The sequence below is a fragment of the Wolbachia endosymbiont (group A) of Dendrolimus pini genome, from assembly GCF_964026835.1.
Taxonomy (GTDB): domain Bacteria; phylum Pseudomonadota; class Alphaproteobacteria; order Rickettsiales; family Anaplasmataceae; genus Wolbachia; species Wolbachia pipientis.
The window spans coordinates 816,716-840,851 of record NZ_OZ034702.1 but is presented as its reverse complement, the minus strand read 5'-3'; the positions used below and the strand labels follow the sequence as shown (position 1 = coordinate 840,851).

Sequence of the window (24,136 nt, the reverse complement as noted above, 5' to 3'; positions counted from 1 at the left end):
TAACCAGCGAATACTTTGCCTGATGGTGATCCTTTAATATACATTCATTCAACCTAGCACACTATTTTTATAGTATATATTATTTTCAAATAAAGTCAAAAATGAAAATAAGGCTTTATCTTATTTGCGTGCATGAAAATAAGAAACTCTCTTATTATTGATTTTGCTCAAAAACGAAAATAGAAGAAGCTGCTGAACTTTATATATCCTGTTTTTCTGGAGAACTGCTATAAAACTTCTGAGTGAAGTCACTTAATTTTTACACATCTATTGTAGAGTAAGAAGAACCGAATTTGAAACAAAAATGCTAACTGATGCTTGGACTTTACTGACACTTACACTACTTGAAACTATACTTAGTGTAGACAATTTAATCTTTATTTCTCTAGCAATAGATAAGGTACCAAATGCGCTGAGAGAAAGAGTGCGCCTTATGGGCCTTGGATTAGCACTATTAATGCGTTTTGTAATACTATTTTTTACATCATCTATATTGTCAATGCAAAAACCTATATTTCACACTGCATCAGCAAGGGATTTACTTATGATCGCAGGGGGATTATTCCTTATTGTTAAGAGCTCTATGGAGTTACGGGATGACATCTTTGTATGTAAGAAAAATAAAAAGAAAGCAAACGTTAAATCAAAATTTTTTTTAGTTGTGCTACAAATTATATTAATAGATTTAGTTTTTTCGGTTGATTCGATATTAACTGCTATAGCACTAACTTATAACATGGTAATAATTGCTACAGCATTTACATTTTCCATGCTAGCAATGCTGTTTTTATCAAGTTATACCGCCCAGTTAATCAAATCTAACCCAGGGTTAAAAATAATCGCCATTTTATTTATTTTACTTGTCGGTGTGTACCTCATACTTCATGGATTTCATATAGAATTACCAAAAGGATATTTGTATTCTTCATTTATGTTTGCACTGCTTGTGGAAATTATAAGCAAAATAAAGAAAATTAACCGTCATACCGCGATTCATTCGCGGTATCTCTAGATCCAGCTAACAAGCAGCGGGATCTTTTTGATTTACTCCCACTCAATAGTTGCGGGTGGTTTAGAAGTGATATCATAAACAACTCTATTTACTCCGGGAACATTATTAACAATTATACTGCCGACATTGCGTAAAAAATCCCAAAATACTAGCAAGTGTTGATCCTTATCTTCAAATGGAAATGCATCGGCTGTCATACCATCAGATGATGTTACAGCCCTTAAAGCACAAACATATCCATACGTACGACCATCTCCCATAACGCCTACAGTTTTTATTGGTAATAATACAGCAAAAGCTTGCCATATCTTATCGTATAGATCGTAATTTTTCATCGTATTAATATATATTTCATCTACTTCTTGCAATATTCGCACCTTTTCTTCATCGACTTCACTTATAATCCTCACTGCAAGTCCAGGTCCAGGAAATGGATGTTGAAATATTATCTCATCTGAAAGCCCAATTTCTTTTCCAAGTAGCCTTACCTCATCTTTAAAGAGGTAACGTAAAGGCTCCACTAACTTCAGATTCATCTTTTCTGGCAACCCACCAACATTATGGTGAGACTTAATTGTACTAGTGTTGTCTGAGGCATGCCCTGACTCAACTACATCAGAGTAGATGGTACCTTGCATCAAAAAATCCACATCACCTATTTTTTTTGCTTCTTCTTCAAACACTTCAATAAAAGTGTTACCGATAATTTTTCGCTTTTCTTCTGGATCAGTTATTCCCTTCAACCTACTCAAAAATAAATTTGATTTATCAACGTAGTTTATCGGAATCTCTTTCAACATAGCAATAGTCTGGTTCTTGCGTAACAACCCAGTATCAATGAAAATACAGTTCAATTGTTTTCCTATAGCTTTATGTGTGAGAGCCGCTGCAACACTTGAATCAACCCCACCACTCACTGCAGCGATTACTTTTTTCTCTCCTACTACATTTTTGATTTTTTCCTTTTGCTCCTCAATAAACGACTTCATTGTCCAGTCCCTTTCGCAATTTGCAATATCCAAGAAGTTAGAGAGCAATTTACTGCCATTTGTTGTGGGCTTAACCTCAGGATGGAACTGAGTACAGTAAATCTTCCGCTGTTCGTTGACAATCATTGCAATTGTTTGATTTATCACACCTGATGCAATAACAGTAAATCCATGTGGTATAGTATCAACACTGTCCGCATGGTTCATTAATACATCCACTTCAGAATTAACGTCCCAGGTATCCTTTACAATGGGGGATTCTTTTAGTATCTTGATTTTAGTTCTACCAAACTCCTGTTTGAAACTCTCTTTTACTTTTGCTCCAAAATAATGACAAATGAGTTGCTGTCCATAGCATATTCCAAGTATAGGAACGTTTGTTGCCTCATTAAGTTTTATAATTTCATGTACTACTCTACTTGTTTCAGAACAATCATCATTTACAGATTGTGGTCCTCCAGAGAGAATAAACCCATTGAATTTTGATATTGTTTCAAAACTGATGTTGCTTGGAAATATCTCACAATAAACGCCCATTCCTCTTACTTGTCTTGCGATAAGCTGTGTAAACTGTGAACCAAAATCAATAATGGCAATTGCTGACAATTTGCTCCTCCATATTATTTAAAATGATATCTGATAATAAAGAAAATAATGGAGTAAGTAAACCAAGACCTGTTTAAAAGCTTTAACGCGTGGTACAAGTTAGCTATATAGCTAATTTTCCTACACCATACCGCTGCGGCGCTAACTAGTAGCGGAATGACAGCAATCTACGTCATACCGCCGCAGTATCTCAGCCGCTAACAAGTAGCGGGATTATCTTCATGCTGCCACGAACCGTCATACCGCGATTCATTCGCGGTATCTCAGCCGCTAACAAGAGATCCCGCTAACAAGCAGCGGGATGACGGGGTATAAACTTTATCGTCATGCCACCGCGAACCGTCATACCGCGATTCATTCGCGGTATCTCAGCCGCTAACAAGAGATCCCGCTAACAAGCAGCGGGATGACGAGGTATAAACTTTATCGTCATGCCACCGCGAACCGTCATACCGCGATTCATTCGCGGTATCTCAGCCGCTAACAAGAGATCCCGCTAACAAGTAGCGGGATGACGATTGTCGTTTAGCCATAAATGTTTAAGAAATTTACCAAATGAAAAAAAAGGCAAAAGAAGCCCCGTAGTTGGCTAATTACTTACATTATACTTTCAAGTATGGCGTTTTTTTATTCTAAACGCTTAATAACCGCGACTCAGCTGCTTTTAAATGCAACTAACCTTAGCTATAAATGTTTAAGAAATTTACTAAACGGAAAAAAAGGCAAAAGAAACCCTAGGGTAGCTAGTTATTCACTATCCATTTTTTAAGTTGGCGTTTTTTTATGTTTTAAACGCTTTATAAGCGCGTTTCAGCTTATGTAGGTAGAAGTTTGATAAAGACATAAGGTGCACATAGTGCAAAAAATTAAACATGAGACGCCAGATACGTGAGTTTTTTTGTCATTTAATCTGTACAGAGAAGATAAATAAATAGCTTCAGTTTTATGATAAGGGAGCTGGCGGAGTTTGTCAAGAAAGTTTTTTCGTTTCTATTCCCAATAAAAGTGCGTTATATGGTTATGCAAGAAGTCTATTTACCCATTTGCTTAACTTTCTCTCTACTTTTTTTGAGTAAGGCCGCTATTGGCATGACAGACATTCATCGTAGTCAATATCTGTTTTTTGTTGCAATATTTCACTTTTTTTGAATATGTCATGCGAGACCTTATCGGCTCTCTGCATTGATTGTGATCTGCAGTAATATAAGCTCTTCAATCCTTTTTTCCAAGCAAGCATGTGTATTTTGTGCAAGTAACGTTTATGTACGTTGGCAGGTAAGAACAGATTTACTGATTGAGATTGACAAATATACGAAGTTCTATCACTTGCATGTTCTATAATCCATCTTTGGTCAAGCTCGTACGCTGTTTTAAATGTCAATTTTTCATGCTCACTAAGAAAATCTAAATGCTGAACGGAACCCTCGTTTGTTGAAATTGAAGACCATATTTTATCATTGTCTTGATTTTTTTCTGCTAATAGTTTTTGCAAGAATTTATTTCGCACTACAAATGAGCCTGTAAGTGTCTTTTGTATGAATACGTTTGCTGCGTATGGTTCTATTCCAGGGGAGGTATTACCTGCAATAATGGAGATCGAGGCAGTAGGAGCAATAGCGAGTTTGTGTGTAAACCTTTCCATTAGATCAACTTCTTTGGCATCAGAACATGCTCCCTTTTCTTCTGCTAATTTTTTAGAAACTATATCTGCTTGCTCGCGTAAATACTTAAATATTTTTTTATTCCATTGTTGTGCTGTTACTGATTCAAAAGGAACCATTTTGCTTTGTAAAAATGAGTGAAAGCCCATCACACCAAGACCAATACTGCGTTCTCTGGCTGCAGAATATTTTGCTCGCTGCATTTCATTCGGTGCTTTATTTATGAAATCTTCCAATACATTATCAAGAAAGCGCATTATATCTTCTATGAAGAGTTTATTGTCTTTCCATTCTTCGTAGTACTCAAGGTTTACGGATGATAGACAACACACAGCAGTGCGTGACTTATTCAGGTGATCATAACCTGTGGTTAAAGTTATTTCACTGCATAGATTTGACATCTTGATGTCTAAGTTGAGCTTTTTGTAAGATTCTGGCTTATTGTTATTTGTTGCATCAAGGAAAATAATGTAAGGTTCTCCAGTTTCAACTCTTGCTGTTAATATTTTGATCCATATATCCCGCGCTTTTACAGTTGAAATAACCTTATTGTTGTGAGGGCTTATTAAATTCCATTCTTGATCATTCTCAACAGCCTGCATAAATTTATCTGTTACTATTACAGCATGATGTATATTTAACGCTTTGCGATTTGGGTCACCGCCTGTTGGCTTGCGTAAATCTAGAAACTCTTCTATCTCCGGATGAGATACAGGAAGGTAGACTGCTGAACTTCCTCGCCTTAGGGATCCCTGACTAATTGCAAGCGTTAGAGCATTTTGCACTACAATAAATGGAACAATTCCTGATGTTTTGCCGCTACCCTTTACGCTTTCGCCTATTGAGCGTAAATTTCCCCAATAACTACCTATGCCTCCTCCACGTGCAGCAAGCCAAACATTTTCGTTCCATAGATCAACTATTCCCTGCAAGCTGTCTTCGGTTTCATTAAGAAAGCAAGAGATAGGTAACCCTCTCTTAGTGCCACCATTGCTGAGTATTGGTGTTGAAGGCATGAACCACAAGTTGCTCATGTAGTCATAAAGACGCTGCGCATGTTCTTTATTATCAGAATAGTAATTAGCAATACGTGCAAAGAGGTCTTGATAACTTTCATTTTCTATTAAATACCTGTCTGATAGAACTGCTTTTCCAAAGTCGGTTAATTTGCTGTCCTTTGCGTAATTAATGGTAATGTTATTCATAAAGTTCCTTTTATTCTTTTATTATATATAGATACTTAAAAGTCATTTTGAGCGATTTTTAAGTTAGGTTTTTCGGATTTTCTTGTTGATGCTGTAATGCAAACAAGATACCGTCAACCTGACTGCCATATATTTTACAGTAACTCATATAACTTATTTGCATATTTATTTCTTTTGCAACATGTTGAACATAACTTTCTGAGTGACGAAAATAGTCTCCTTTATTTACAAAGTCAATACCTTCACCTTCCTTTCTTCTTATTAAACATACAATAACTCCTTTTTTGCTCGTAGATCTTTTTGCTAATTCCAACTCTTCTTGAAAGTCATGTAGATAATGTAGCACTTCAGCAAAGATAATTACATCATACTGCTGGTTTTTCTCTTGTTTAAGAAACTCTTTCATTTCCATATGTATTAATTCATTGTAAACAGGCTTACCTTTTATAAAGCATCCTCTTGCGATATTTAGCATTCTACTTGAAATGTCAATTCCTGTTATATGGTTTCCAATACTATTTATTTTCAAGAAATGACCACATATTCCAGTTCCACAACCAAGGTCGAGTATATTGAGCTCAGAAGTGGAGTTGTTGAAGATTTTTGTAATTATCATGTGTACAAGTTCATGCCCTCTATATTGTTTGGCAATCAACCAATGCTCAACAAAATATTCACCTGTGTAATCAAAATATTGTCTTATGAGGTTTTTTGGCAATTCTGTAATAGGCGCTGAGTTTGTCATTTTTTTTATATAGTAAGACGCCTCCTCGTGGTCATTATCTAATTTTAGTGCCCTTGTTAAATAATTATAAGCTTTGTTAGTATTCCCTACCGCAAAATGACACCTTCCGATGTTATACCAGACTATAGGTAAATGGGGGTAAAATATGCTAATTAACCAAAATCGTAACTTTGCATCTGATATGCTACCTTTATAAAAGTGATATAAACCGATTTCAATGTTGGTGTTTAACAGGTTCTTAGATTTTTTAAGAAGCACTGTCATTTCTTTATGAAGAGTATTATATTTATTCACAATGAAGTGTTTTACTTTCTTAATATTTAATACGCCAATGAGCTTAGACATACAATTTAAAGCAACGTTTTTTATAAAAGAGAGATTACTTTTCATACGTTAGAAATACTCCGAATGTTTATTATCATTTTTAGGCAATTGATTTTAACACATTTTATCTTACAAAATATCTTTTTTATTAATTTTTACTGTATATATAAGTTTACCACATATTTCTCAGATTATACTGTTTAGGATTGCTAGTATATTGTTGTTGATAATATAAGTAAATGTTTTGTGCAAAAAGGCGTTGACATATTATTTATTAGGTTATAACATATAAAAGATTAATTTAGTTTTTAGATGTTTGACAAGTTTTATGGTAGAGATTAATTTAATCTCAATTCAATTTTAATAATATTTAACTCTGCATATTCTGCATATAGTCGGATAAATAAATTATTAAGAGCACTTGATGGATGCCTTGGCGTTAAGAGGCGATGAAGGACGTGGCAGGCTGCGATAAGCTGTGGGGAATTGTCAACAAATTTTGATCCGCAGATTTCCGAATGGGGAAACCCAACTAGTTTAGCTAGTTATTACGTACTAAGTATGTAAAGCAAACTTGGTGAACTGAAATATCTAAGTAGCCAAAGGAAAAGAAATCAACCGAGATTCTGTTAGTAGTGACGAGCGAAAGCGGAAAAGGCTAGTGATTTAAGAATAAGAATTAGAATACTCTGGAAATAGTAACCATAGAAGGTGATAGTCCTGTATAAGTAGAAAGTTTTTAAATCCTTGAGTAGAGCGGGGCACGTGAAATCCTGTTTGAATATGGGGGGACCATCCTCCAAGCCTAAATACTCCTTAACGATCGATAGTGAACAAGTACCGTGAGGGAAAGGTGAAAAGAACCCCGGGAGGGGAGTGAAATAGAATCTGAAATCAAGTGCTTACAAACAGTTGGAGCTCTATATCAATTTATTGATATTTAGAGTGACAGCGTACCTTTTGCATAATGGGTCAGCGAGTTAATCTATGAAGCAAGCTTAAGCCGTTAGGTGTAGGCGTAGCGAAAGCAAGTCTGAATAGGGCGTTTTAGTTTTATGGATTAGACCCGAAACCAAGTGATCTAGTCATGACCAGATTGAAGGTGTGGTAAAACACACTGGAGGATCGAACCAGTTAATGTTGCAACATTATTGGATGAGTTGTGATTAGGGGTGAAAGGCCAATCAAACTTGGAAATAGCTGGTTCTCCGCGAAATCTATTTAGGTAGAGCGTTGTATGTATGTTGTTGGGGGTAGAGCACTGGATAGACTAGGGGGATTCACCGTCTTACCAAATCTAACTAAACTCCGAATACCAACAATTAATTATACAGCAGGCACACTACGGGTGCTAAGTCCGTGGTGAAGAGGGAAACAACCCAGATCACTATCTAAGGTCCCAAAATTACAGCTAAGTGGGGAAGGAAGTAGAAAAACCATTACAGCTAGGAGGTTGGCTTGGAAGCAGCCATCCTTTAAAGAAAGCGTAACAGCTCACTTGTCTAAATAAGTTTTTCTGCGCCGAAAATGTACCGGGGCTAAAGCTGTATACCGAAGATGTGAGTGCTTATTGATTTCGATCAATAGGCGCGGTAGCGGAGCGTTCCGTAAGTCTGTGAAGGTGGTTTGTGAAAACTGCTGGAGATATCGGAAGTGAGAATGCTGACATAAGTAGCGTAAAAGAGTGTGAAAAACACTCTCACCAAAAATCTAAGGGTTCCTACGTTAAGTTAATCTGCGTAGGGTTAGTCGGTTCCTAAGGCGAGTCCGTAAAGGAGTAGTCGATGGCAATTAGGTTAATATTCCTAAACCTCTTAAGTGTGACGGGTTTCGTATTTGTATAGATCTTATTGGATTGATCTATGCTTAAAAGAAGCTCCAGGAAATAGCACTTATATTTATGAGGCCGTACCGCAAACCGACACTGGTGGATGAGTAGAGTATACTAAGGTGTTGAAAGAATGATGTTGAAGGAACTCGGCAAATTATACCTGTAACTTCGGAAGAAGGGTAACCTGCTTTTAGGCAACTATGAGTAGGTGGCACAAAATAGGGAGTAGCGACTGTTTACTAAAAACACAGGACTCTGCAAACACGTAAGTGGAAGTATAGGGTCTGACGCCTGCCCGGTGCTGGAAGGTTAATAGGAAGGGTGCAAGCTCCGAATTGAAGCCCCAGTAAACGGCGGCCGTAACACTGACGGTCCTAAGGTAGCGAAATTCCTTGTCGGGTAAGTTCCGACCCGCACGAATGGCGTAACGATTTCTCCACTGTCTCCAACATCACTTCAGCGAAATTGAATTCCCCGTGCAGATGCGGGGTACCCGCGGTTAGACGAAGAGACCCCGTGCACCTTTACTATAGCTTTACATTGCTATTAAAAGTGTGATGTGCAGGATAGGTGGGAGACTTTGAAGTTATGGCGCTAGCTATAATGGAGTCAACCTTGAGATACCACCCTTTACACTTTTGATATCTAACTATGTTTCATTATCTGGAACTAGGACATTGTATGGTGGGTAGTTTGACTGGGGCGGTCGCCTCCTAAAAAGTAACGGAGGCGTGCGAAGGTAAGCTAGAGCTGGTCGGAAATCAGCTTGATAGTATAATGGCATAAGCTTGCCTGACTGCGAGGCTGACAAGCCAAGCAGAGACGAAAGTCGGTCATAGTGATCCGGTGATTCTGTATGGAAGGGTCATCGCTCAACGGATAAAAGGTACGCCGGGGATAACAGGCTGATGGTGTTCGAGCGTTCATAGCGACGACACCGTTTGGCACCTCGATGTCGACTCATCACATCCTGGGGCTGAAGAAGGTCCCAAGGGTTCGGCTGTTCGCCGATTAAAGTGATACGTGAGTTGGGTTTAGAACGTCGTGAGACAGTTCGGTTTCTATCTGCCGTGGGTGAAGGAAATTTGAGAAGGTCTGACTCTAGTACGAGAGGACCGAGATGGATATACCTCTGGTGTACCAGCTGTTATGCCAATAGCATCGCTGGGTGGCTATGTATAGATGGGATAATTGCTGAAAGCATATAAGCAAGAAACCCTCTTCAAAAAGATTTCCCAATTAAGGCCGTGGAAGACTACCACGTTGATAGGCTAGGTGTGGAAGCATGGTAACATGTGAAGCTAACTAGTACTAATAGCCTGATTGATTTATTTGCTTTCTATATGTGTGTATGCAGTGTTAAATATTAAGTTAAAATTGTTAAGTTAGAAATTTTTATTGACTTGGTGGCTATAGCAAAAATGAACCACCCGATCTCATCTCGAACTCGGAAGTGAAACTTTTTAGCGCTGATGGTACTTGAAAAGGGAGAGTAGGTCGCCGCCAAGTTTATAAAAATTTCTTTGTTAATTAGACAGTAGGTATACTTATATTTTAACTTTCTTGTTTTGTTACTATTCTTTAAGTTTTTACTTTAACTACGATATCTTTTTTTTCTTATATGTTCTTGGTCATTTTCTACATTATTTAGCATTGTTCCTACTTCCCCTAATTGATTCCCTTTTGAAGGAGAATTACTGATTTCTGGTAATATTACATTACCTCCCACTTTTTTAAATAATTCTTCTTGTTGGCGAAATGCTGACCTCCAATCTGTTCCTGTTCCTTTAGGAAGAAATAAGAATTGATACATCTGACCAAAGCCTGTGTTATTTACCTCTTTTATATGCTCTACCATTCACCACACCCATTAACTATTTTTAAAAATTTTACCTATATTATCATAAAAAATATAGTTGTAAATACCTTAATTGAGATTTTTTTTTATTTTATCTTTTTTAAGCAAATAGTTAGATCTTTTTGTAAATTTTTATAACTTGCTTGCATAATGTTTCTATGAGTTAGTATTATGTAGTAGTGCCCTATATTACTTATATTTAAAATGTTAATTTTAGCAAGCATTCGTAGTTGCCTTTTTATTTTATTTCTTTTTGCTGCTTTTCCGGTTTTTTTACTGATAGCCAGACCTACTCTAATAGTATGAATGTACTTTTCAGGTTCTCTTTCTTTTATAGCGTACAGTGATATATAAAGCCCACGATAAAAAAGACTGTTGAGTGCTAACTTATTTTTGAAAGCAGAAGAAAAATCTTTTTTTTTATACTTACTATGCGCATAATTTGTTACACCCTAATGAACGGCGCCTATTAAGGATTTTTCTTCCAGCTCTTGTTGCCATACGTGAACGAAATCCGTGTCTGCGCTTTCTTATCAAATTTTTTGGTTGAAATGTTCTCTTCATTGTTTTTATATTAATATAATTATTTATTTTAAATTGTTTTACTTTATTGTCAAATAATGGTGAACTTGTATGACATTTTCGTAGAATAAAATTTGATGCATGGAAGAATGAATTCGGTGATAGTCATACCTGTCTTACTAATCCTTTTATTTTGTTTTAGTAGGTTTCAAGAAGTAAATAAGGTTAAATCTTATCTATATCTTAGTTGTGTATGGATGCTAACTTGGTTGTTAGTATTCTATAATAATTGTTTTGTAACTTTTATTTCTATAGCGTTACTTTTTTTCATGCTTGCTTTTATCTTTAAAAATAAAAGAAATAAGATAATAAAACTTTCGTTATTTGTGGCTTTGGCCATATCATTTTTTATCACTTTATTTATAATGCTGTCTATTTTTATTCAATCCATTAGTTTTTTTAATAAAGTAGCTATTTCAGAATTCTTGTTTTGCTTGAAATGGGGCCACAATGTAGTCACTATCAATGAAGAGAAGATAGGATGTTTTGGTATAGCGCCGCTTTTAGTTGGTACATTACTTATAACTATTATAGCAATGTTAGTTGTCGTTCCGCTTGGTTTATTTTCTGCAATATATATTAGTGAATATGCGAGTGAGAAAGTGCGTTATATTGTTAATACAACTTTGCAAGTTTTGTCTGCTATTCCTACGGTTGTATATGGATATTTCGCGGTTGTGTTTTTGTCTTTCTTTATAAAGCAGGTAGCAAATTTTTTTGGTTTAAGTATACACTCAGAAAGTGCCTTAGTTGCCGGTTTATCGATTGGGATGATGATTCTTCCTTTTATTATTTCTTTACTCGAAGATGCCATAAGATCTGTTCCAAAAAGCTTGCGTTATGGCTTCATGGCACTTGGTGCAACTCCAGCGGAAACTATATGGCATATAACAATACCTTATGCAATGCCTACAATTTTAAGTGCAATTTTATTGTCAATTTCAAGAGTGATAGGTGAAACAATGATTGTGCTAATGGCTGTGGGAATCAACGCAAATTTGACTTTTAACCCTCTTAATTCAGTTACTACCATTACCGTGCAGATCGCTACATTACTTACCGGAGATCAGGATTTCAATAGTGTACAAACTCTTGCTGCTTATGCGCTTAGTTTAGTATTGTTTATTATTACTTGGCTATTAAATGCATTTGCATTGTTTGTAATGAAGCGTAACTAGTAAGCGTTTTAATGTTGCAAAATTTCTATTAATAATATAAAATTTATTTTCTTTAGAAGTTCTTTTATGGAATTATAGTGTTAGGTGATAAAAATAAAGAGATGAATATAGGTAGAGCGATTAAGGTAACTCAAGCAGTTGTTGATATAAAATTTGAAGGTGAATTGCCTAAAATATTTAATGCTTTAAAAAGCAAACTAAAATATAAGGATAAGGAGCTGGTTTTAGAAGTTTCGCAGCATATAGGTGACAATATAGTTCGTTGTATTGCTATGGATAACACAGATGGCATGTCAAGGGGGGATGAATTTGTTGATACAGGTGCACCAATATCGGTGCCAATTGGGCGTTCAACTTTAGGAAGGATTTTTAATGTTGTTGGAGAGCTTATAGATGAGTGTGGTCCACTGAAGGGAAAGTATAACTTAGAGCCTATACACAGAGCACCTCCAAGTTTTACTGAACAGAGAATACAGGAAGAAGTTTTAGTTACGGGAATAAAAGTTATAGATCTTCTTGCACCTTATCTTAAAGGAGGAAAAATTGGCTTATTTGGTGGAGCCGGTGTTGGTAAAACAGTCCTAATAATGGAATTAATTAATAATATAGCAAAAGCTCATAAAGGATTTTCTGTGTTTGCCGGGGTAGGGGAGAGAACGCGTGAAGGTAACGATCTTTATCACGAGATGATCACTTCAAATGTAATAAATATAAATGAGCATGAAAAATCTCAAGCTGTTTTGGTTTATGGTCAGATGAATGAGCCTCCTGGAGCAAGGGCTAGAGTTGCTTTAACAGCACTTACTATGGCAGAGTATTTTCGTGACCGTGAAAACCAAGATGTTCTATTTTTTGTGGATAATATCTTTAGATTTACACAAGCTGGTTCTGAAATTTCTGCTTTACTTGGAAGAATACCGTCAGCTGTTGGTTATCAGCCAACCCTTGCAACTGATATGGGTGCAATGCAAGAAAGAATAGCTTCAACAACTTCTGGCTCTATTACTTCTGTGCAAGCTATATATGTTCCTGCGGACGATTTGACTGATCCAGCCCCAGCAACTACATTCTCTCACCTTGATGCAACCACAGTGTTGTCAAGGCAAATAGCTGAAATGGGAATATACCCTGCTGTTGATCCACTTGATTCAACTTCTCAGTCTTTATCTGCTGAAATCATTGGTGAAGAACATTATAATGTAGCTTCTGAGGTGAAACGTATATTGCAAACTTATAAATCACTGCAAGATATTATCGCAATACTTGGTATGGATGAGCTATCTGATGAAGATAAAATTATTGTTGATAGGGCTCGTAAGATTCAGAAATTTCTTTCTCAACCTTTTCACGTTGCAGAAATATTTACTGGCATGCCTGGTAAATTTGTTTCACTTTCTGATACTGTTTCCAGTTTTAAAGGGATTGTTGAAGGCAAATATGATCACTTACCAGAGGCTGCTTTTTATATGGTGGGGAATATAGATGAAGCAATAAAAAAGGCTGAATTAATACAAGCTGAAGCTAAATAAAAGTTAAAGATTATGAATACTTTTAAAGTGCAATTTTTCTCTCCTGATGATCAAATTTCATTCAGTGGAGTGGTTTCTCTTTCAGTAACTGGGCTCGAAGGGGAGCTTATGATTTTAGCTCACCATGCTCCTTACTTAATTTATTTATTGCCTGGTATGATTACTGTTAAAATGAGTAACCAAACAGAAAAGAAGGTTGTAATTGATAGTGGCGTATTAGAAGTTGCAAATAATAATTGTAGCATTATAACAAGTCAAATTCAGGTTTTTGATCGTGCAATTCATGATGAGAAATCGTTTAAAAATAAGAGAATTAGTATATATTTAAGTTATCTTGATGAGAAGTTTCTTTCTTAGTTATTTTAGGCAAAAAGTCAATTATCATTCAAGTGGCTATAAGATTTTTGCTCAGGGGGCTCTTTTTTGTCATCCCAGTGTCGGAGTACTTTAGGTGTATGATCCCAGAGTGTGATGGTATGGGACCATACACCTAATCAAATAAAAATTAAAGAAGGAGAGTTGGTTGTAACGGTTGGAGATAACGACTTTGTTTTACCTGGAATTTACGTTGGATAAACTACAAAAAATAACAGGTAAAAATCAACGTAAATTTAAGATAAATCGATTTTATTAGTATTATCAAATCAAAATCTGTTTTTAATTAATCAATAATACTTTTTTACATATTTTCATCCCCTTTCATGGATTTTTTAATTTTATAGATGATATCTAATATTATTAGAAGCATTGTAAAATATCTTATGAGAAAAATTATAAAATATATTAGCATTATTGGTATTGCATGTTTAGTATTGTTATTTTTTATATCTAATGTGGAAACACGCGTAAAAACACAGGAAGAACAATTATTCCTAGCTGTAGAAGATGGTAATGCACAAGAAGTAAAACTATTACTCAAAAATGGTGCAGACCCAAATTGACCTTACCCAGAAAAAGTAGAGAGAAAGTTAAGACGTTTTTATCATGAGAATAAATTGTGCAGGAATGCAATAGTTAATAGTAGAATGTCTACGTTATTTGTTATAAAAGATTTCTATGTATTCAAATATGGCAGTTCTGGTTTGTTGAGCGAGAAGTATCAATAAGCAGCTCCCTTTTAAGTGAACTTTTCTGCAACAGAGTTATCGTAACAACAGCCCTTATGGCTCATGCTGGAAATGATGTTTTTTGTATTCAATAGAAATTGGTAATTTTGAGAGGTATACTGTGACCCTTGATCGCTATGTAACAGCAGATTTTTATCGGGCTTGCGTTTATCAACGGCCATCAATAAAGAATCTATAACTAATTATCATGTTACTCATTAACCACCATGCGTGAATATAGGTCAATTATTGCCGCCAACAACCTTCTTTAGTTTTTATGTAGGTAATCCCAAACTTTATTTGGCTGATCAGTAGTAAAATTTTGATCCAATGTGTTCGGAGCCACAACTCGGTTGCTTATTTGCTGTTTTTTATTTTTGAACCTTCGTCTAAGCTTGGCTTTAATGCCATTTTCTTGCATAACACTTTGTACTGTTTTAATTTTTGCCTAAAGCTTTTAATTCAGCGTGAATTTTAGGGGCTCCATATCTGCATTTAGAAGCTTGATGTATTTTTTGAATATCTGCTAGAAGCCCTTCTTTTGCTAATTCTTTACTGCTTTTTTCCTTAGCAACCCATACCACCAGTACAAAACCCTACATAGTTCCTGTGTTTTATAGCAATTTCTATATAAAAGAATACTTTACTCTTTTTCTTTGCCCAGGGCTTTTTTTAAGATGTCTCTTTCTCTTGTTAGTTCTTTTTTTAGATCAAATCTTTCTTTGTCATAAGGAGCCTTTGCCTGGAAATGCGTATGCTCCAGACATTTTTCCATCATATTTTCTTACTTAACATACTGCCATCTATACCTAGATCTTTTGCTATTTTTGTACTTGCTTGACCTGTTTCTTTAACCAGCTTAACAGCTTCTAATTTGAATTCTGCTGTATATTCTCTTCTATTTGTCATATTTTGAAAAAACGTTTTATTTTACTCCAAAAACGTCTTAACTTTCTCTCTACTTTTTCTGGGTAAGGTCAATTTACCGCCGCGGCGCTAACTAGTAGCGGGATGACGGGTTACCAAATTGTAGAAGTTGCTTTAGCTATAAATTCAAGTTTTATCAATGTCTTGTGTTGTTACCCAAATAATGGTTGTGCAAGCGCTTAATTTTTTGATCAAAAAGGAACAAGTTTAGTAAAAAATAATGATATTATTAGTGGAACATAAAACAGTCCCACTGCAGTACTGATTAGAAGCAACAGAGTAGCTTTATCTGGTTGATAATTCAAAATATTAGCAAGTATTATACTGGACCCAGAAACTGGAATAATAGCCAGCAACATCAGTGCTTTATATATGCTCTCATCGTATATACCTATAACATGCTTGTCTAAAAGGACAATTCCTAAAACAAACAGTGGCCAGAATACGTACTTTGCTGTAATAGTGATCAAAGCAAGCTTCCAATCTATTTTAAAGCTTGCAATATTCGCAATGCTCACTCCAAGTAGCACCATTCCTAATGTGACAAATGTACTTCTAATGTTCATCATAACATCTGTTAAAAAAGTAGGTATTTGTATATCGTATATACTTAAAAAGAAGCCCAGAACCATCGCATAAAGCGAAGGAAGTTTGAACAACTTTAATATGCATTCTTTTGCGGTATAAATACCATTTGCAGCTATGTAAAATCCTAAGCTGTTTTCAAATAGCGCCATTCCTATATAACAAACAACATATACAGATACTGAATCTTCATCAAATAAAGCCATGGCAATCGGCAGGCCAAAATAACCCATACTTGTGCTGCCCGAGCTAAATGCTAATATGTTTCTTGTGTTATCCTTAAATAAAAAAGAAGAAAGATAATACACTGATAAGGACATAGTGCTACCTATAAACCATATCAAAATCGGCAGAGAAATTACTTTTAAGTTAACTTCTGTATGAGAGACTCCATATAAAATCACTATTGGATTAGCTATATAAAAAAGTATTTGAGATATAGTGTTTCTATCAATTTTAAGATATTTTCCTGCTAAGTAACCAATAAATATTGTAATATAAATAGGTAATATTTTGAGAAAAAGAGTAAGGAACATACTAGCCTATTGTAATATTTTTGATTGATAAAGTGACATTAGATCTTAAGGTGTTGTAAAAGTAAACAAAATTTATTTTCCAATTTATCCAGCTCATAGTTAATTACATTAGTGCCAAAATTCGTTTTTATATAGGACTTAAGAATGACATTTTTATGATAAAATTATGTTAAGTTTCTATAAAGCTTCTTGCATATTTTTAAATAATGACATATTTACTAAAAATTAAACTGCTTGTAGTAATTTAGACGAACTGTTGAAAAAGTAAGAGGAAATAAGTAAAGTTAGGGCAGAGAGGTAAGAGCTTTAACATAGTTGTCATATTTTTCTTTAATTAACCCTAGTGTCCAATTTATCCACCATTCCTTCACATGAGGTGTTTCTAACCATTTTAATAACAGTAAAAAATGTTTTCTTTCAACGCTTTAAATGTGATATTTTTATTCATTAATTAAAAATCTCAAATGTTACTACCATTTCTGTTAATCCTGTCTCTAATTGCTAAGTTCATTGAAATTGACATTTCCGTACCTAGTTTTCCTGATATGGTGCACTATTTTAACGTACCGGAAGGCATAATTCAATTAACTATTGCTTATAATTTCCTAGGCTTTTGCATAGGAGGGTTGTTTTTTGGTCCATTGTCTGAATGCTATGGCAGAAGGAGAATTATGATCATAGGTAACACTTTGTTATTAATCGGCGCTGTTGGTTGTGTTTTTGCACCGTCGATTTTTTGGCTTTTAATCTCTCGCTTTGTTCAGGGCATTGGTGTTAGCACATCTGTAGTTGTGTTTGCAATCGTTGCAGACAGCTACAAAGGCGACGAAGCGGTGAAATTTATTGGAATCATGAATTCTGTTCTTACAGTTGTCATGGCAATTGCGCCAGTGTTAGGCAGTTTCATCAATGAAATTGTAGGATGGCGTGGTAATTATGCAACTGTTGCAATACTTTGTTTAATCTCTTGGGTTTTGCTGCTTTTAGCGTTACCAGAAACAAAAAAGGACCGCGATATTTTCAGTTTGAAAAAAATGATGAAAGATTACAGAAAACTACTATCTAGTCCGAGGTTTGTTACGTTGTCTTTGATGTCAAGCCTCTTTTCTGCTGCGTATATGTCATTCATTACTTGTGGACCTTTTCTGTATATGAAGACTTTTGGTTTATCTAGCACTATTTATGCACTACATCAAGGTGCAATAGTTGGGTGCTTCTCACTCATCAGTCTATTTGCTGGCAAAATCTTGCAGAAACTTGGAGCAATAAAGTGTGTAATTTCTGGTACGAGCGTGGGTGCTATTGGGTCTCTATTGCTTGTAATATTCAGTATAATTGTACCCCACTCTTTCTACTTAGTAACACTGTCTATGATTATTTTTTCTATCGGTTGTGCAATTTTCCAGCCAGTGATTTTTAATGCATCAATAAATGTTTTCCCTGAAATTAAAGGCACAGCTTCTTCTGCAGTCTCGTTCATTAGAGCTTTTATCATGGCTATTTTTATCGGCTTAACAAGCTACATTTACAATGGTCAAACAATTAGTGTAGCTGTTCTTGTTTTATCCGCGATAGTACTAGAACTTGTTTTTACTGTCTATCTATTGCGTTTAAAAGATCCTATGTAATTAATAAAGATATTCCATTGTAGGCTGCTAACTTTCCCCTGCCAATCTTTCTGCTTCATTACGTGAGATTAATGCCTCAATAAATTCATCTAGTTCGCCTTCTTTTATAATCTGCTCTAGCCGATGTGAAGTTAGATTAATTCTGTGGTCTGTTATTCTTGATTGTGGGAAATTATATGTTCTTATGCGCTCGGAACGATCACCAGAGCCAATCTGACTTTTCCTCATTGTTGACCTTTCCATTTCTTTTTTTTGTCTTTCAATTTCGTATAGCCTTGCCCTCAATACTTTGAGCGCTTTAGCTTTATTTTTGTGCTGCGATTTTTCATCTTGCTGTATCACAACTATCCCTGTTGGCAAGTGGGTGACCCTTACTGCGCTGTCAGTTGTATTCACTGATTGCCCTCCAGGACCACTGGATCTATAAACATCTATTCGTAAGTCTTTTTCTTCTATTTTAAAGTCAACTTCTTCTACTTCAGGTAATATCGCAACAGTAGCGGCAGAGGTATGCAACCTTCCTGAGGATTCAGTTTCTGGCACTCTCTGTACTCTGTGCACCCCTGATTCAAATTTCAACCTTGCAAAAACTTCTGTTCCATTAATGAGTGCAGAAGCTTCCTTATAGCCACCTATACCTGTATTAGAAATGCTTATTGGCTCGAACTTCCAATTTCTTCTTTCTGCATATTTTTGATACATACGAAATAACATTGCTGCAAATAATGCTGCTTCTTCTCCGCCTGTACCTGCTCTAATTTCTAATATTGCATTTCTTGAGTCATCTTCATCTTTGGGCAATAATGCTAACTTTAATTTTGCTTTTATTTTTGGTAATAATACCTTGTGCTTTTCGAAGAATTCTTCTTTTGCTAACTCTTTTATATCACCTTCGCTGTTTTCATCTTTCATTATTTCTTCTAAGTCTGAAATTTCCTCTTTCAGCGTGTTATATTCGTCAATTATCTTGATTATTGGCCTGAGCTCAGAGTATTCCTTTGAAAGGGTAATGAATTCTTTTTGACTTAAATTGGTAGGATTTTCCAAATTTCTCTCTATATCATTAAATTTTTTCTTTAAGTCTTGTAAATTATTTTCCATATCCATATAGCACAGATCTAGCTAAGTAATATATACTGAAATAAAAAATTTCTTATATCAAGCAATAACACTATAATATACCTACTACCTTCTAGTTGAATATAATGGCAAAACAGATAACATCAAACTGCAATTTCATATTTGGAGCTTCGGACATAAAATCATTACCAAATGAGTCGGCTCCAGAGATTGCGTTTGCTGGTAGATCAAATGTAGGAAAATCCAGTCTGATTAACTTACTGATAAACAGCAAAAAAGCTGCCAGAGTTTCCTCTAAACCTGGATGCACTAGACAAATAAATTTTTACTCTATGTACAATGATAAGTTCAGGCTTGTTGACCTACCAGGGTATGGTTATTCTCATGCAGGTAAGGAGGAAATTATACAATATTTAAACTTAATTGAGTATTATCTAATTCAAAGAAGAAATCTAAGAAGAGTGTTTGTGTTGATAGATAGCAAGGTAGGATTAAAAGAAATAGACAAAGACTTCATTTATTGGTTAATATATAATAACATTAACTTTAACGTTGTGCTAACAAAAATAGATAAAGTAAGTCAAAAAAGCTTAGGTGCTGTTATAGAAGATATTCAAAGATGGATTAATAATGAGAATGTGTCAATTCATCAAATGAGCATCCGTGTTAAGCATAAAATAACCAAGGTAAGAGATGAGTTTTTCAAGTTTACAAGATAAAAAAATGAAGAGTAGTGAATTCTTAAAGGGTGAGGTATCATTTGAACAAAAAGCAGAAATATTATTTGAAGTGCTATCTAATATACCTAGCTTTGTAGGCGAGACTTTTGTCATTAAATGCGGTGGTACAATAATCTTAGATGAAACACTATTTAACACTTTTGTGCATAATGTTGTCTTGTTGAAGCAGCTTGGTATAAATCCGGTAATAATTCATGACGGAGAATATGAAATTAACTCGGTGTTAAAAGTGCTGGGTATGGACAGTAAATTTGTGAATGGTATCAGACTTACAGACAGAGACACTATGAAAATCATTGAAATGGCACTGTGTGGCTCAGTTAATAAAAAAATTGTTCAGCATATAAATTCTGCTGGTGGTTCAGCTATTGGATTATGTGGAAAAGATGGTAACTTAATTAAAGCCGAAAAAATAACCGCTACGCTTAGAGAAGATAGATCAAATAATATCGAAAAGATATTAGACATGGGGTTCATCGGTAGACCCACTGAAATCAATCCTGATATATTATTTTTTATTGAAGAATCAGATTTTATACCAGTTATTGCACCAATTGGTCATGGAAAAGATGGGGAAACATATCATATTGATGCCGATAGCACTGCAAGCGCAATCGCAATCGCAGTTTCTGCATCTAAAATGATAATCTTGAGTGACACAGATGAAGAAATAGATAAAATTGGTGGCAGGAAGATATCTGTTAAAAATTTGAATGCATCGATTGATTGTGGGAAAATTAAAGGGGAAAAATTTATTGAAAGGCTTATGGCATACGTTAAAATGGCGGAGGAATATGCTGGAGTTGTTCACATAGTTGATGGTAGAATACCTAACATTATGCTTGATTTATTTACTGAGAGTAATTCAAGCATATCGATTGTGAGTGATTTATAGCTATACTGCTTGCAACTACACGAATACCAAGAGGGTGTCATTCAAGTAGCTGACACTGGAATGACAGCAATCTACGTCATACCGCGATTCATTCGCGGTATCTCAGATCCCGCTAACAAGCAGCGGGATGACGGTTGTCGTTTAGCCATAAATACTAAGAAATTTACCAAACAAAAAAAAGGCAAAAGAAGCCCCGTGGTTATTATCCGCTTTAAAATATTGGCGTTTTTTATGTTTTAAACGCTTGACAAGCAAGATTTAGCTGCTTTTAATTGCAACTAACCTATGCTGCAAATGTTTAAGAAATTTACCAAGCAGAAAAAAAGACAAAGAATCCCCGAGTTAGCTAGTCTTTTACTATCTCTGTCGAGTATTGGCATTTTTTGATGTCTTGTAACGCTTTATAAGCGCGTTCAGCTTATTTAGATAAAAATCTAGATGTAGATGAAGTTTTGTAAAGACATACAGTATCTATATACTGCAAAAAATTGAACATAAGACGCCGATACATTAAGTAATCCTTACCTTTTAATCTGCAGATTGGCGAAAGCAAATACAATAGCTTCAGTTTCATGATAAGGGGGCTGGCGGAGTTTGTCAAGGAATTTTTATGGCTGCGCTGGAATGACATCATTTACATTTATCACTTTTGCAGATACAATTTACATGCTATAATTGAGTCTTCATAGATGGTAAATTGGAGTGCAAAGAAGTAAAATTAAAGTAGAAATAAAAAGATTATCACACGGAGAAGACTTGTCTCTTCCATGTTATGCAACTACGCAGAGTGCTGGCATGGATCTTTATGCTGCATTGAATGATTCTGCTGTTTTAAATCCACTTGAAAGATTACTTGTTCCAACTGGAATTGTGATTGCAATACCAAACGGTTTTGAGGGGCAAATCCGCCCACGTTCTGGTCTTGCTGCAAAACATGGAATCACTGTCTTAAATTCTCCGGGTACTATAGACTCTGATTATCGAGGTGAAGTTAAAATTTGTCTAATTAATCTAAGTAATCAGCCATACGAAATAAAAAGAGGAGATAGAATCGCACAAATCCTTATTTCTCCTGTATCTCAGGTAATTTGGGATGACAGAGAAGAATTCTGTGCAGAAGAAACCGGTCGCAATGCAGGGGGCTTTGGCTCAAGCGGCAGGTAGCTTACGAAAAAGCTTGACTATGACAGTTCTTTTATACACAATTTAAGCATATTAATATTTTATTAAATGAAGTCGTTTATGCTAACTTTCAAAAATCATTGTGGCCAGCTCCACAAAGCAAACACTGTATTTGTTGCATTTACTGCTATATACGTTATAGGTGGATTAGCAATACTTTCAACACCGCTTTGGAGGCCTTCAACTTGCAAGCTAGCAGCTTTTGCAGCTACACCACTTGGAATGGGCGTTTTAGCATTTGTTGCTGCTGCGCTGACTTATTTAGCAAATTGCACAACAGATAATGTCATTCCAGTGCTCCCTTTCTTGTCATCCAAGTAGCTGACACTGGGATGGCTTTGTTGCATCACACTTTATGAGATGGTGATTTATGGTAAATTCATGTAACTATCTCAAATTTAGCCATACCAATATCAGTGAATTTATTAAGCAAATAGCATTTGATTAGCAGTTCTTTTTCTCGATTTATCTCAGATTTATTCCTAAAACTAAATCCGAATATTTGCTTTAATCTTGAGAAAAACCCTTCAATATAAGATCTTTTCCCATAATTTACTTCTTTTTTCCATTCTTTCATGCCATCTTCACCGTATAATTTTGTTAACCTAATAGCAGCATTCCTGTCAGACATATAATCTATTTCTGGATGTTCTGCCGCATTGTTTATTGGTGGAATTTTTGTCTTTATATCATATTCGTTACACAACTTATAAAACTTGTGCCTATCACATGCTCTATCTGCATATAGTGCTTTTATGGCATGCTGAAAATCAACTTCTTTTAGCAAATCACAAGCTCCATAGTGATCAGAGTAGACACCGTTACTGTATTTTACAGCTATGGCTTTTTTGTTGTTTATATTCAACATTACGTGCAATTTTCTCGTTTGCTCATAGCCACGATATTTTCTGTCAGTGCTATTTTCCTTGCTGTGTGTTGTTGTATATACTAATTCCTGTACTGTCTATAGCAATTTCGATATCTTCCATATTATTTTTATCAATTCTGCAATCATTTATCTTAATATTAAGTTTCTTAAACCTTCTTGATGCTTGTGAATAGCTGATAACTGCCAAATCTCTTCCTATTTGTTGCAAATACCCTTTTATAAACCCGACTGTTTGTCTTAAACCAATTCTAAAGAAACTGACGATTATATGCACCAAAATCACAACTTTATCACTATAAATATAGTTGCCGCCCTGCATTTTTGGACAATTCTCGTACCAATTTTCTATGGCGTCATTGATATAACAAAAAATGCTTCCTCTTTCTTGGAGAAATTTGTTATATTCATGGCAGTTACTGACTCTCATTTTTTGTGGCATATTTTTTCTTCAACAGTTAAATGGCTATTTATAATGAATTTTGTCAGTAACTGCCAGTTCTTTTCACTTGAGCGATGCAACAAAGCCCACTGGGATCCAGCTTTTGATCGAAAATGTTGTATAGTGCACAATCAATTTTTCTGGATTCCAGTGGGCTTTGTTGCATCGCTCTTCGGATAGTAGGTAACGCACAATAAATTTATGAAGCTATCTCAAATTTAGCCATACCAATATCAGTGAACTTATTGAGCAAATAGCATTTAACAAGTAGTTCCTTCTCTCTATTTGTCTCAGATTTATTCCTAAAACTAAACCCGAATGTTTGTTTCAGTCGCGAGAAAAAACTTTCTATATAAGATCTTTTTCCATAACTCATCTCTTTTTTCCACTTCTTTATACCATCTTCATCATATGACTTTATGAGCTTGACTGCAGAATTTCTCTCAGCCATATAGTCTAACTTTGGATGCTCTGCTGCGTTGTTTTTCGGAGGAATTTTCGTTTTTATACCATATTGATTACACAGCTTATAGAGCTTTTCTCTGTCATATGCCCTATCTGCATATAGTACTTTTATGACATACTGAAAATCGACTTCTTTTAGCAAAT

The 24,136-nt window shown here is 35.3% G+C and carries 25 protein-coding genes, 2 rRNA genes and 1 pseudogene; 12 read left to right on the top strand and 16 right to left on the bottom strand.

What is annotated here, in order from left to right; genetic code table 11:
* The first annotated feature begins 304 nt into the window (after nt 1–304).
* Nucleotides 305–1,012 carry a TerC family protein gene (locus tag AAGD66_RS04145; RefSeq protein ID WP_038199715.1) on the top strand — a complete coding sequence of 236 codons (708 nt, stop codon included), beginning with the start codon at nt 305–307 and terminating at the stop codon, nt 1,010–1,012.
* 32 nt (nt 1,013–1,044) lie between these two features.
* Here the strand turns inward: AAGD66_RS04145 and guaA are convergent, their stop codons facing one another.
* The 3 genes from guaA to AAGD66_RS04130 form a co-directional block, all read right to left on the bottom strand.
* Complete coding sequence (guaA, locus tag AAGD66_RS04140; protein ID WP_264723688.1) at nt 1,045–2,607, bottom strand: glutamine-hydrolyzing GMP synthase; 1,563 nt, start codon at nt 2,605–2,607, stop codon at nt 1,045–1,047.
* A 1,081-nt stretch (nt 2,608–3,688) separates the two neighbouring features.
* Nucleotides 3,689–5,473: a ribonucleoside-diphosphate reductase subunit alpha gene (locus tag AAGD66_RS04135; RefSeq protein WP_006280151.1), complete on the bottom strand. Its 1,785-nt coding sequence runs from the start codon at nt 5,471–5,473 to the stop codon at nt 3,689–3,691.
* 58 nt (nt 5,474–5,531) lie between these two features.
* A complete protein-coding gene (locus AAGD66_RS04130) occupies nt 5,532–6,608 on the bottom strand; it encodes a methyltransferase domain-containing protein (RefSeq protein ID WP_012673083.1) in 1,077 nt (358 codons plus the stop codon).
* A gap of 335 nt (nt 6,609–6,943) precedes the next feature.
* Between AAGD66_RS04130 and AAGD66_RS04125 the strand changes: the two genes are divergently transcribed.
* Together AAGD66_RS04125 and rrf are read left to right on the top strand one after the other, a co-directional pair.
* Nucleotides 6,944–9,709 (top strand): 23S ribosomal RNA (locus AAGD66_RS04125).
* A gap of 66 nt (nt 9,710–9,775) precedes the next feature.
* Nucleotides 9,776–9,882 (top strand): 5S ribosomal RNA (rrf, locus tag AAGD66_RS04120).
* 85 nt (nt 9,883–9,967) lie between these two features.
* Here rrf and AAGD66_RS04115 read toward each other — a convergent pair.
* The 3 genes and pseudogenes from AAGD66_RS04115 to rpmH form a co-directional block, all read right to left on the bottom strand.
* Nucleotides 9,968–10,231 (bottom strand): hypothetical protein, encoded by a 264-nt coding sequence (locus AAGD66_RS04115; RefSeq protein ID WP_077188558.1) that lies wholly within the window; start codon nt 10,229–10,231, stop codon nt 9,968–9,970.
* An 86-nt stretch (nt 10,232–10,317) separates the two neighbouring features.
* Nucleotides 10,318–10,593 (bottom strand): annotated as a pseudogene (gene rnpA, locus AAGD66_RS04110) (ribonuclease P protein component); the annotation flags it as partial.
* A gap of 67 nt (nt 10,594–10,660) precedes the next feature.
* Nucleotides 10,661–10,795 carry a 50S ribosomal protein L34 gene (rpmH, locus tag AAGD66_RS04105; RefSeq protein ID WP_006279898.1) on the bottom strand — a complete coding sequence of 45 codons (135 nt, stop codon included), beginning with the start codon at nt 10,793–10,795 and terminating at the stop codon, nt 10,661–10,663.
* A 107-nt stretch (nt 10,796–10,902) separates the two neighbouring features.
* Here rpmH and pstC point away from each other — a divergent pair, with 107 nt between their 5' ends.
* The 4 genes from pstC (at nt 10,903) to AAGD66_RS04085 (ending at nt 14,461) form a co-directional block, all read left to right on the top strand.
* On the top strand, nt 10,903–11,991 hold the full coding sequence (gene pstC, locus AAGD66_RS04100; protein WP_265024588.1) for a phosphate ABC transporter permease subunit PstC: 1,089 nt from the start codon (nt 10,903–10,905) through the stop codon (nt 11,989–11,991).
* A 101-nt stretch (nt 11,992–12,092) separates the two neighbouring features.
* The gene (atpD, locus tag AAGD66_RS04095) at nt 12,093–13,520 is read left to right on the top strand and encodes a F0F1 ATP synthase subunit beta (protein WP_264724260.1); all 1,428 of its coding nucleotides are present in this window, start codon (nt 12,093–12,095) and stop codon (nt 13,518–13,520) included.
* A 12-nt stretch (nt 13,521–13,532) separates the two neighbouring features.
* Complete coding sequence (locus tag AAGD66_RS04090; protein WP_006279902.1) at nt 13,533–13,877, top strand: F0F1 ATP synthase subunit epsilon; 345 nt, start codon at nt 13,533–13,535, stop codon at nt 13,875–13,877.
* Between the two features lie 404 nt (nt 13,878–14,281).
* A complete protein-coding gene (locus AAGD66_RS04085; RefSeq protein WP_238514246.1) occupies nt 14,282–14,461 on the top strand; it encodes an ankyrin repeat domain-containing protein in 180 nt (59 codons plus the stop codon).
* 176 nt (nt 14,462–14,637) lie between these two features.
* Here the strand turns inward: AAGD66_RS04085 and AAGD66_RS07020 are convergent, their stop codons facing one another.
* From AAGD66_RS07020 to AAGD66_RS04065, 5 genes are all read right to left on the bottom strand, one after another.
* Nucleotides 14,638–14,808 (bottom strand): DDE-type integrase/transposase/recombinase, encoded by a 171-nt coding sequence (locus AAGD66_RS07020; protein WP_080717647.1) that lies wholly within the window; start codon nt 14,806–14,808, stop codon nt 14,638–14,640.
* A 255-nt stretch (nt 14,809–15,063) separates the two neighbouring features.
* Nucleotides 15,064–15,210: an IS3 family transposase gene (locus tag AAGD66_RS04080; protein ID WP_080717648.1), complete on the bottom strand. Its 147-nt coding sequence runs from the start codon at nt 15,208–15,210 to the stop codon at nt 15,064–15,066.
* A gap of 59 nt (nt 15,211–15,269) precedes the next feature.
* On the bottom strand, nt 15,270–15,401 hold the full coding sequence (locus AAGD66_RS04075; protein WP_255356260.1) for a hypothetical protein: 132 nt from the start codon (nt 15,399–15,401) through the stop codon (nt 15,270–15,272).
* A complete protein-coding gene (locus AAGD66_RS04070; protein WP_007548354.1) occupies nt 15,401–15,535 on the bottom strand; it encodes an IS3 family transposase in 135 nt (44 codons plus the stop codon). Before AAGD66_RS04070 ends, AAGD66_RS04075 begins: the two co-directional genes overlap by 1 nt.
* 209 nt (nt 15,536–15,744) lie before the next feature.
* The gene (locus AAGD66_RS04065; protein WP_006279391.1) at nt 15,745–16,674 is read right to left on the bottom strand and encodes an AEC family transporter; all 930 of its coding nucleotides are present in this window, start codon (nt 16,672–16,674) and stop codon (nt 15,745–15,747) included.
* Between the two features lie 464 nt (nt 16,675–17,138).
* On the opposite strand from AAGD66_RS04065, the gene AAGD66_RS04060 reads away from it, so the two are divergent.
* Nucleotides 17,139–18,302 (top strand): multidrug effflux MFS transporter, encoded by a 1,164-nt coding sequence (locus AAGD66_RS04060; protein ID WP_265024598.1) that lies wholly within the window; start codon nt 17,139–17,141, stop codon nt 18,300–18,302.
* Between the two features lie 27 nt (nt 18,303–18,329).
* On the opposite strand, the gene prfA is transcribed toward AAGD66_RS04060, so the two are convergent.
* Nucleotides 18,330–19,409 (bottom strand): peptide chain release factor 1, encoded by a 1,080-nt coding sequence (gene prfA, locus AAGD66_RS04055; protein ID WP_007548640.1) that lies wholly within the window; start codon nt 19,407–19,409, stop codon nt 18,330–18,332.
* A gap of 98 nt (nt 19,410–19,507) precedes the next feature.
* Between prfA and yihA the strand changes: the two genes are divergently transcribed.
* The 4 genes from yihA (at nt 19,508) to AAGD66_RS04035 (ending at nt 22,520) form a co-directional block, all read left to right on the top strand.
* Entirely contained in the window at nt 19,508–20,101 is a 594-nt protein-coding gene (gene yihA, locus AAGD66_RS04050; RefSeq protein ID WP_151807719.1) for a ribosome biogenesis GTP-binding protein YihA/YsxC, read from the top strand.
* Nucleotides 20,102–20,105: 4 nt separating this feature from the next.
* Nucleotides 20,106–21,017: an acetylglutamate kinase gene (gene argB / locus AAGD66_RS04045; protein ID WP_319803555.1), complete on the top strand. Its 912-nt coding sequence runs from the start codon at nt 20,106–20,108 to the stop codon at nt 21,015–21,017.
* 702 nt (nt 21,018–21,719) lie between these two features.
* Nucleotides 21,720–22,181, top strand: coding sequence for a dUTP diphosphatase (gene dut, locus AAGD66_RS04040; RefSeq protein WP_006279458.1), 462 nt, complete (start codon nt 21,720–21,722; stop codon nt 22,179–22,181).
* Between the two features lie 78 nt (nt 22,182–22,259).
* The gene (locus AAGD66_RS04035) at nt 22,260–22,520 is read left to right on the top strand and encodes a hypothetical protein (RefSeq protein WP_246484087.1); all 261 of its coding nucleotides are present in this window, start codon (nt 22,260–22,262) and stop codon (nt 22,518–22,520) included.
* Between the two features lie 58 nt (nt 22,521–22,578).
* On the opposite strand, the gene AAGD66_RS04030 is transcribed toward AAGD66_RS04035, so the two are convergent.
* The 4 genes from AAGD66_RS04030 to AAGD66_RS04015 all read right to left on the bottom strand — a co-directional run bounded on the left by AAGD66_RS04030 (nt 22,579) and on the right by AAGD66_RS04015 (nt 24,134).
* Nucleotides 22,579–23,067, bottom strand: a complete 489-nt coding sequence (locus AAGD66_RS04030) for a transposase (protein WP_341814426.1) — start codon at nt 23,065–23,067, stop codon at nt 22,579–22,581.
* Between the two features lie 49 nt (nt 23,068–23,116).
* Nucleotides 23,117–23,527: a transposase gene (locus AAGD66_RS04025; protein ID WP_151807722.1), complete on the bottom strand. Its 411-nt coding sequence runs from the start codon at nt 23,525–23,527 to the stop codon at nt 23,117–23,119.
* On the bottom strand, nt 23,512–23,658 hold the full coding sequence (locus AAGD66_RS04020; protein ID WP_265040958.1) for a hypothetical protein: 147 nt from the start codon (nt 23,656–23,658) through the stop codon (nt 23,512–23,514). The genes AAGD66_RS04025 and AAGD66_RS04020 overlap by 16 nt, the downstream gene beginning before the upstream one ends.
* Nucleotides 23,659–23,726: 68 nt before the next feature.
* Nucleotides 23,727–24,134, bottom strand: a complete 408-nt coding sequence (locus tag AAGD66_RS04015) for a transposase (RefSeq protein ID WP_007548764.1) — start codon at nt 24,132–24,134, stop codon at nt 23,727–23,729.
* Between the last annotated feature and the right edge of the window lie 2 nt (nt 24,135–24,136).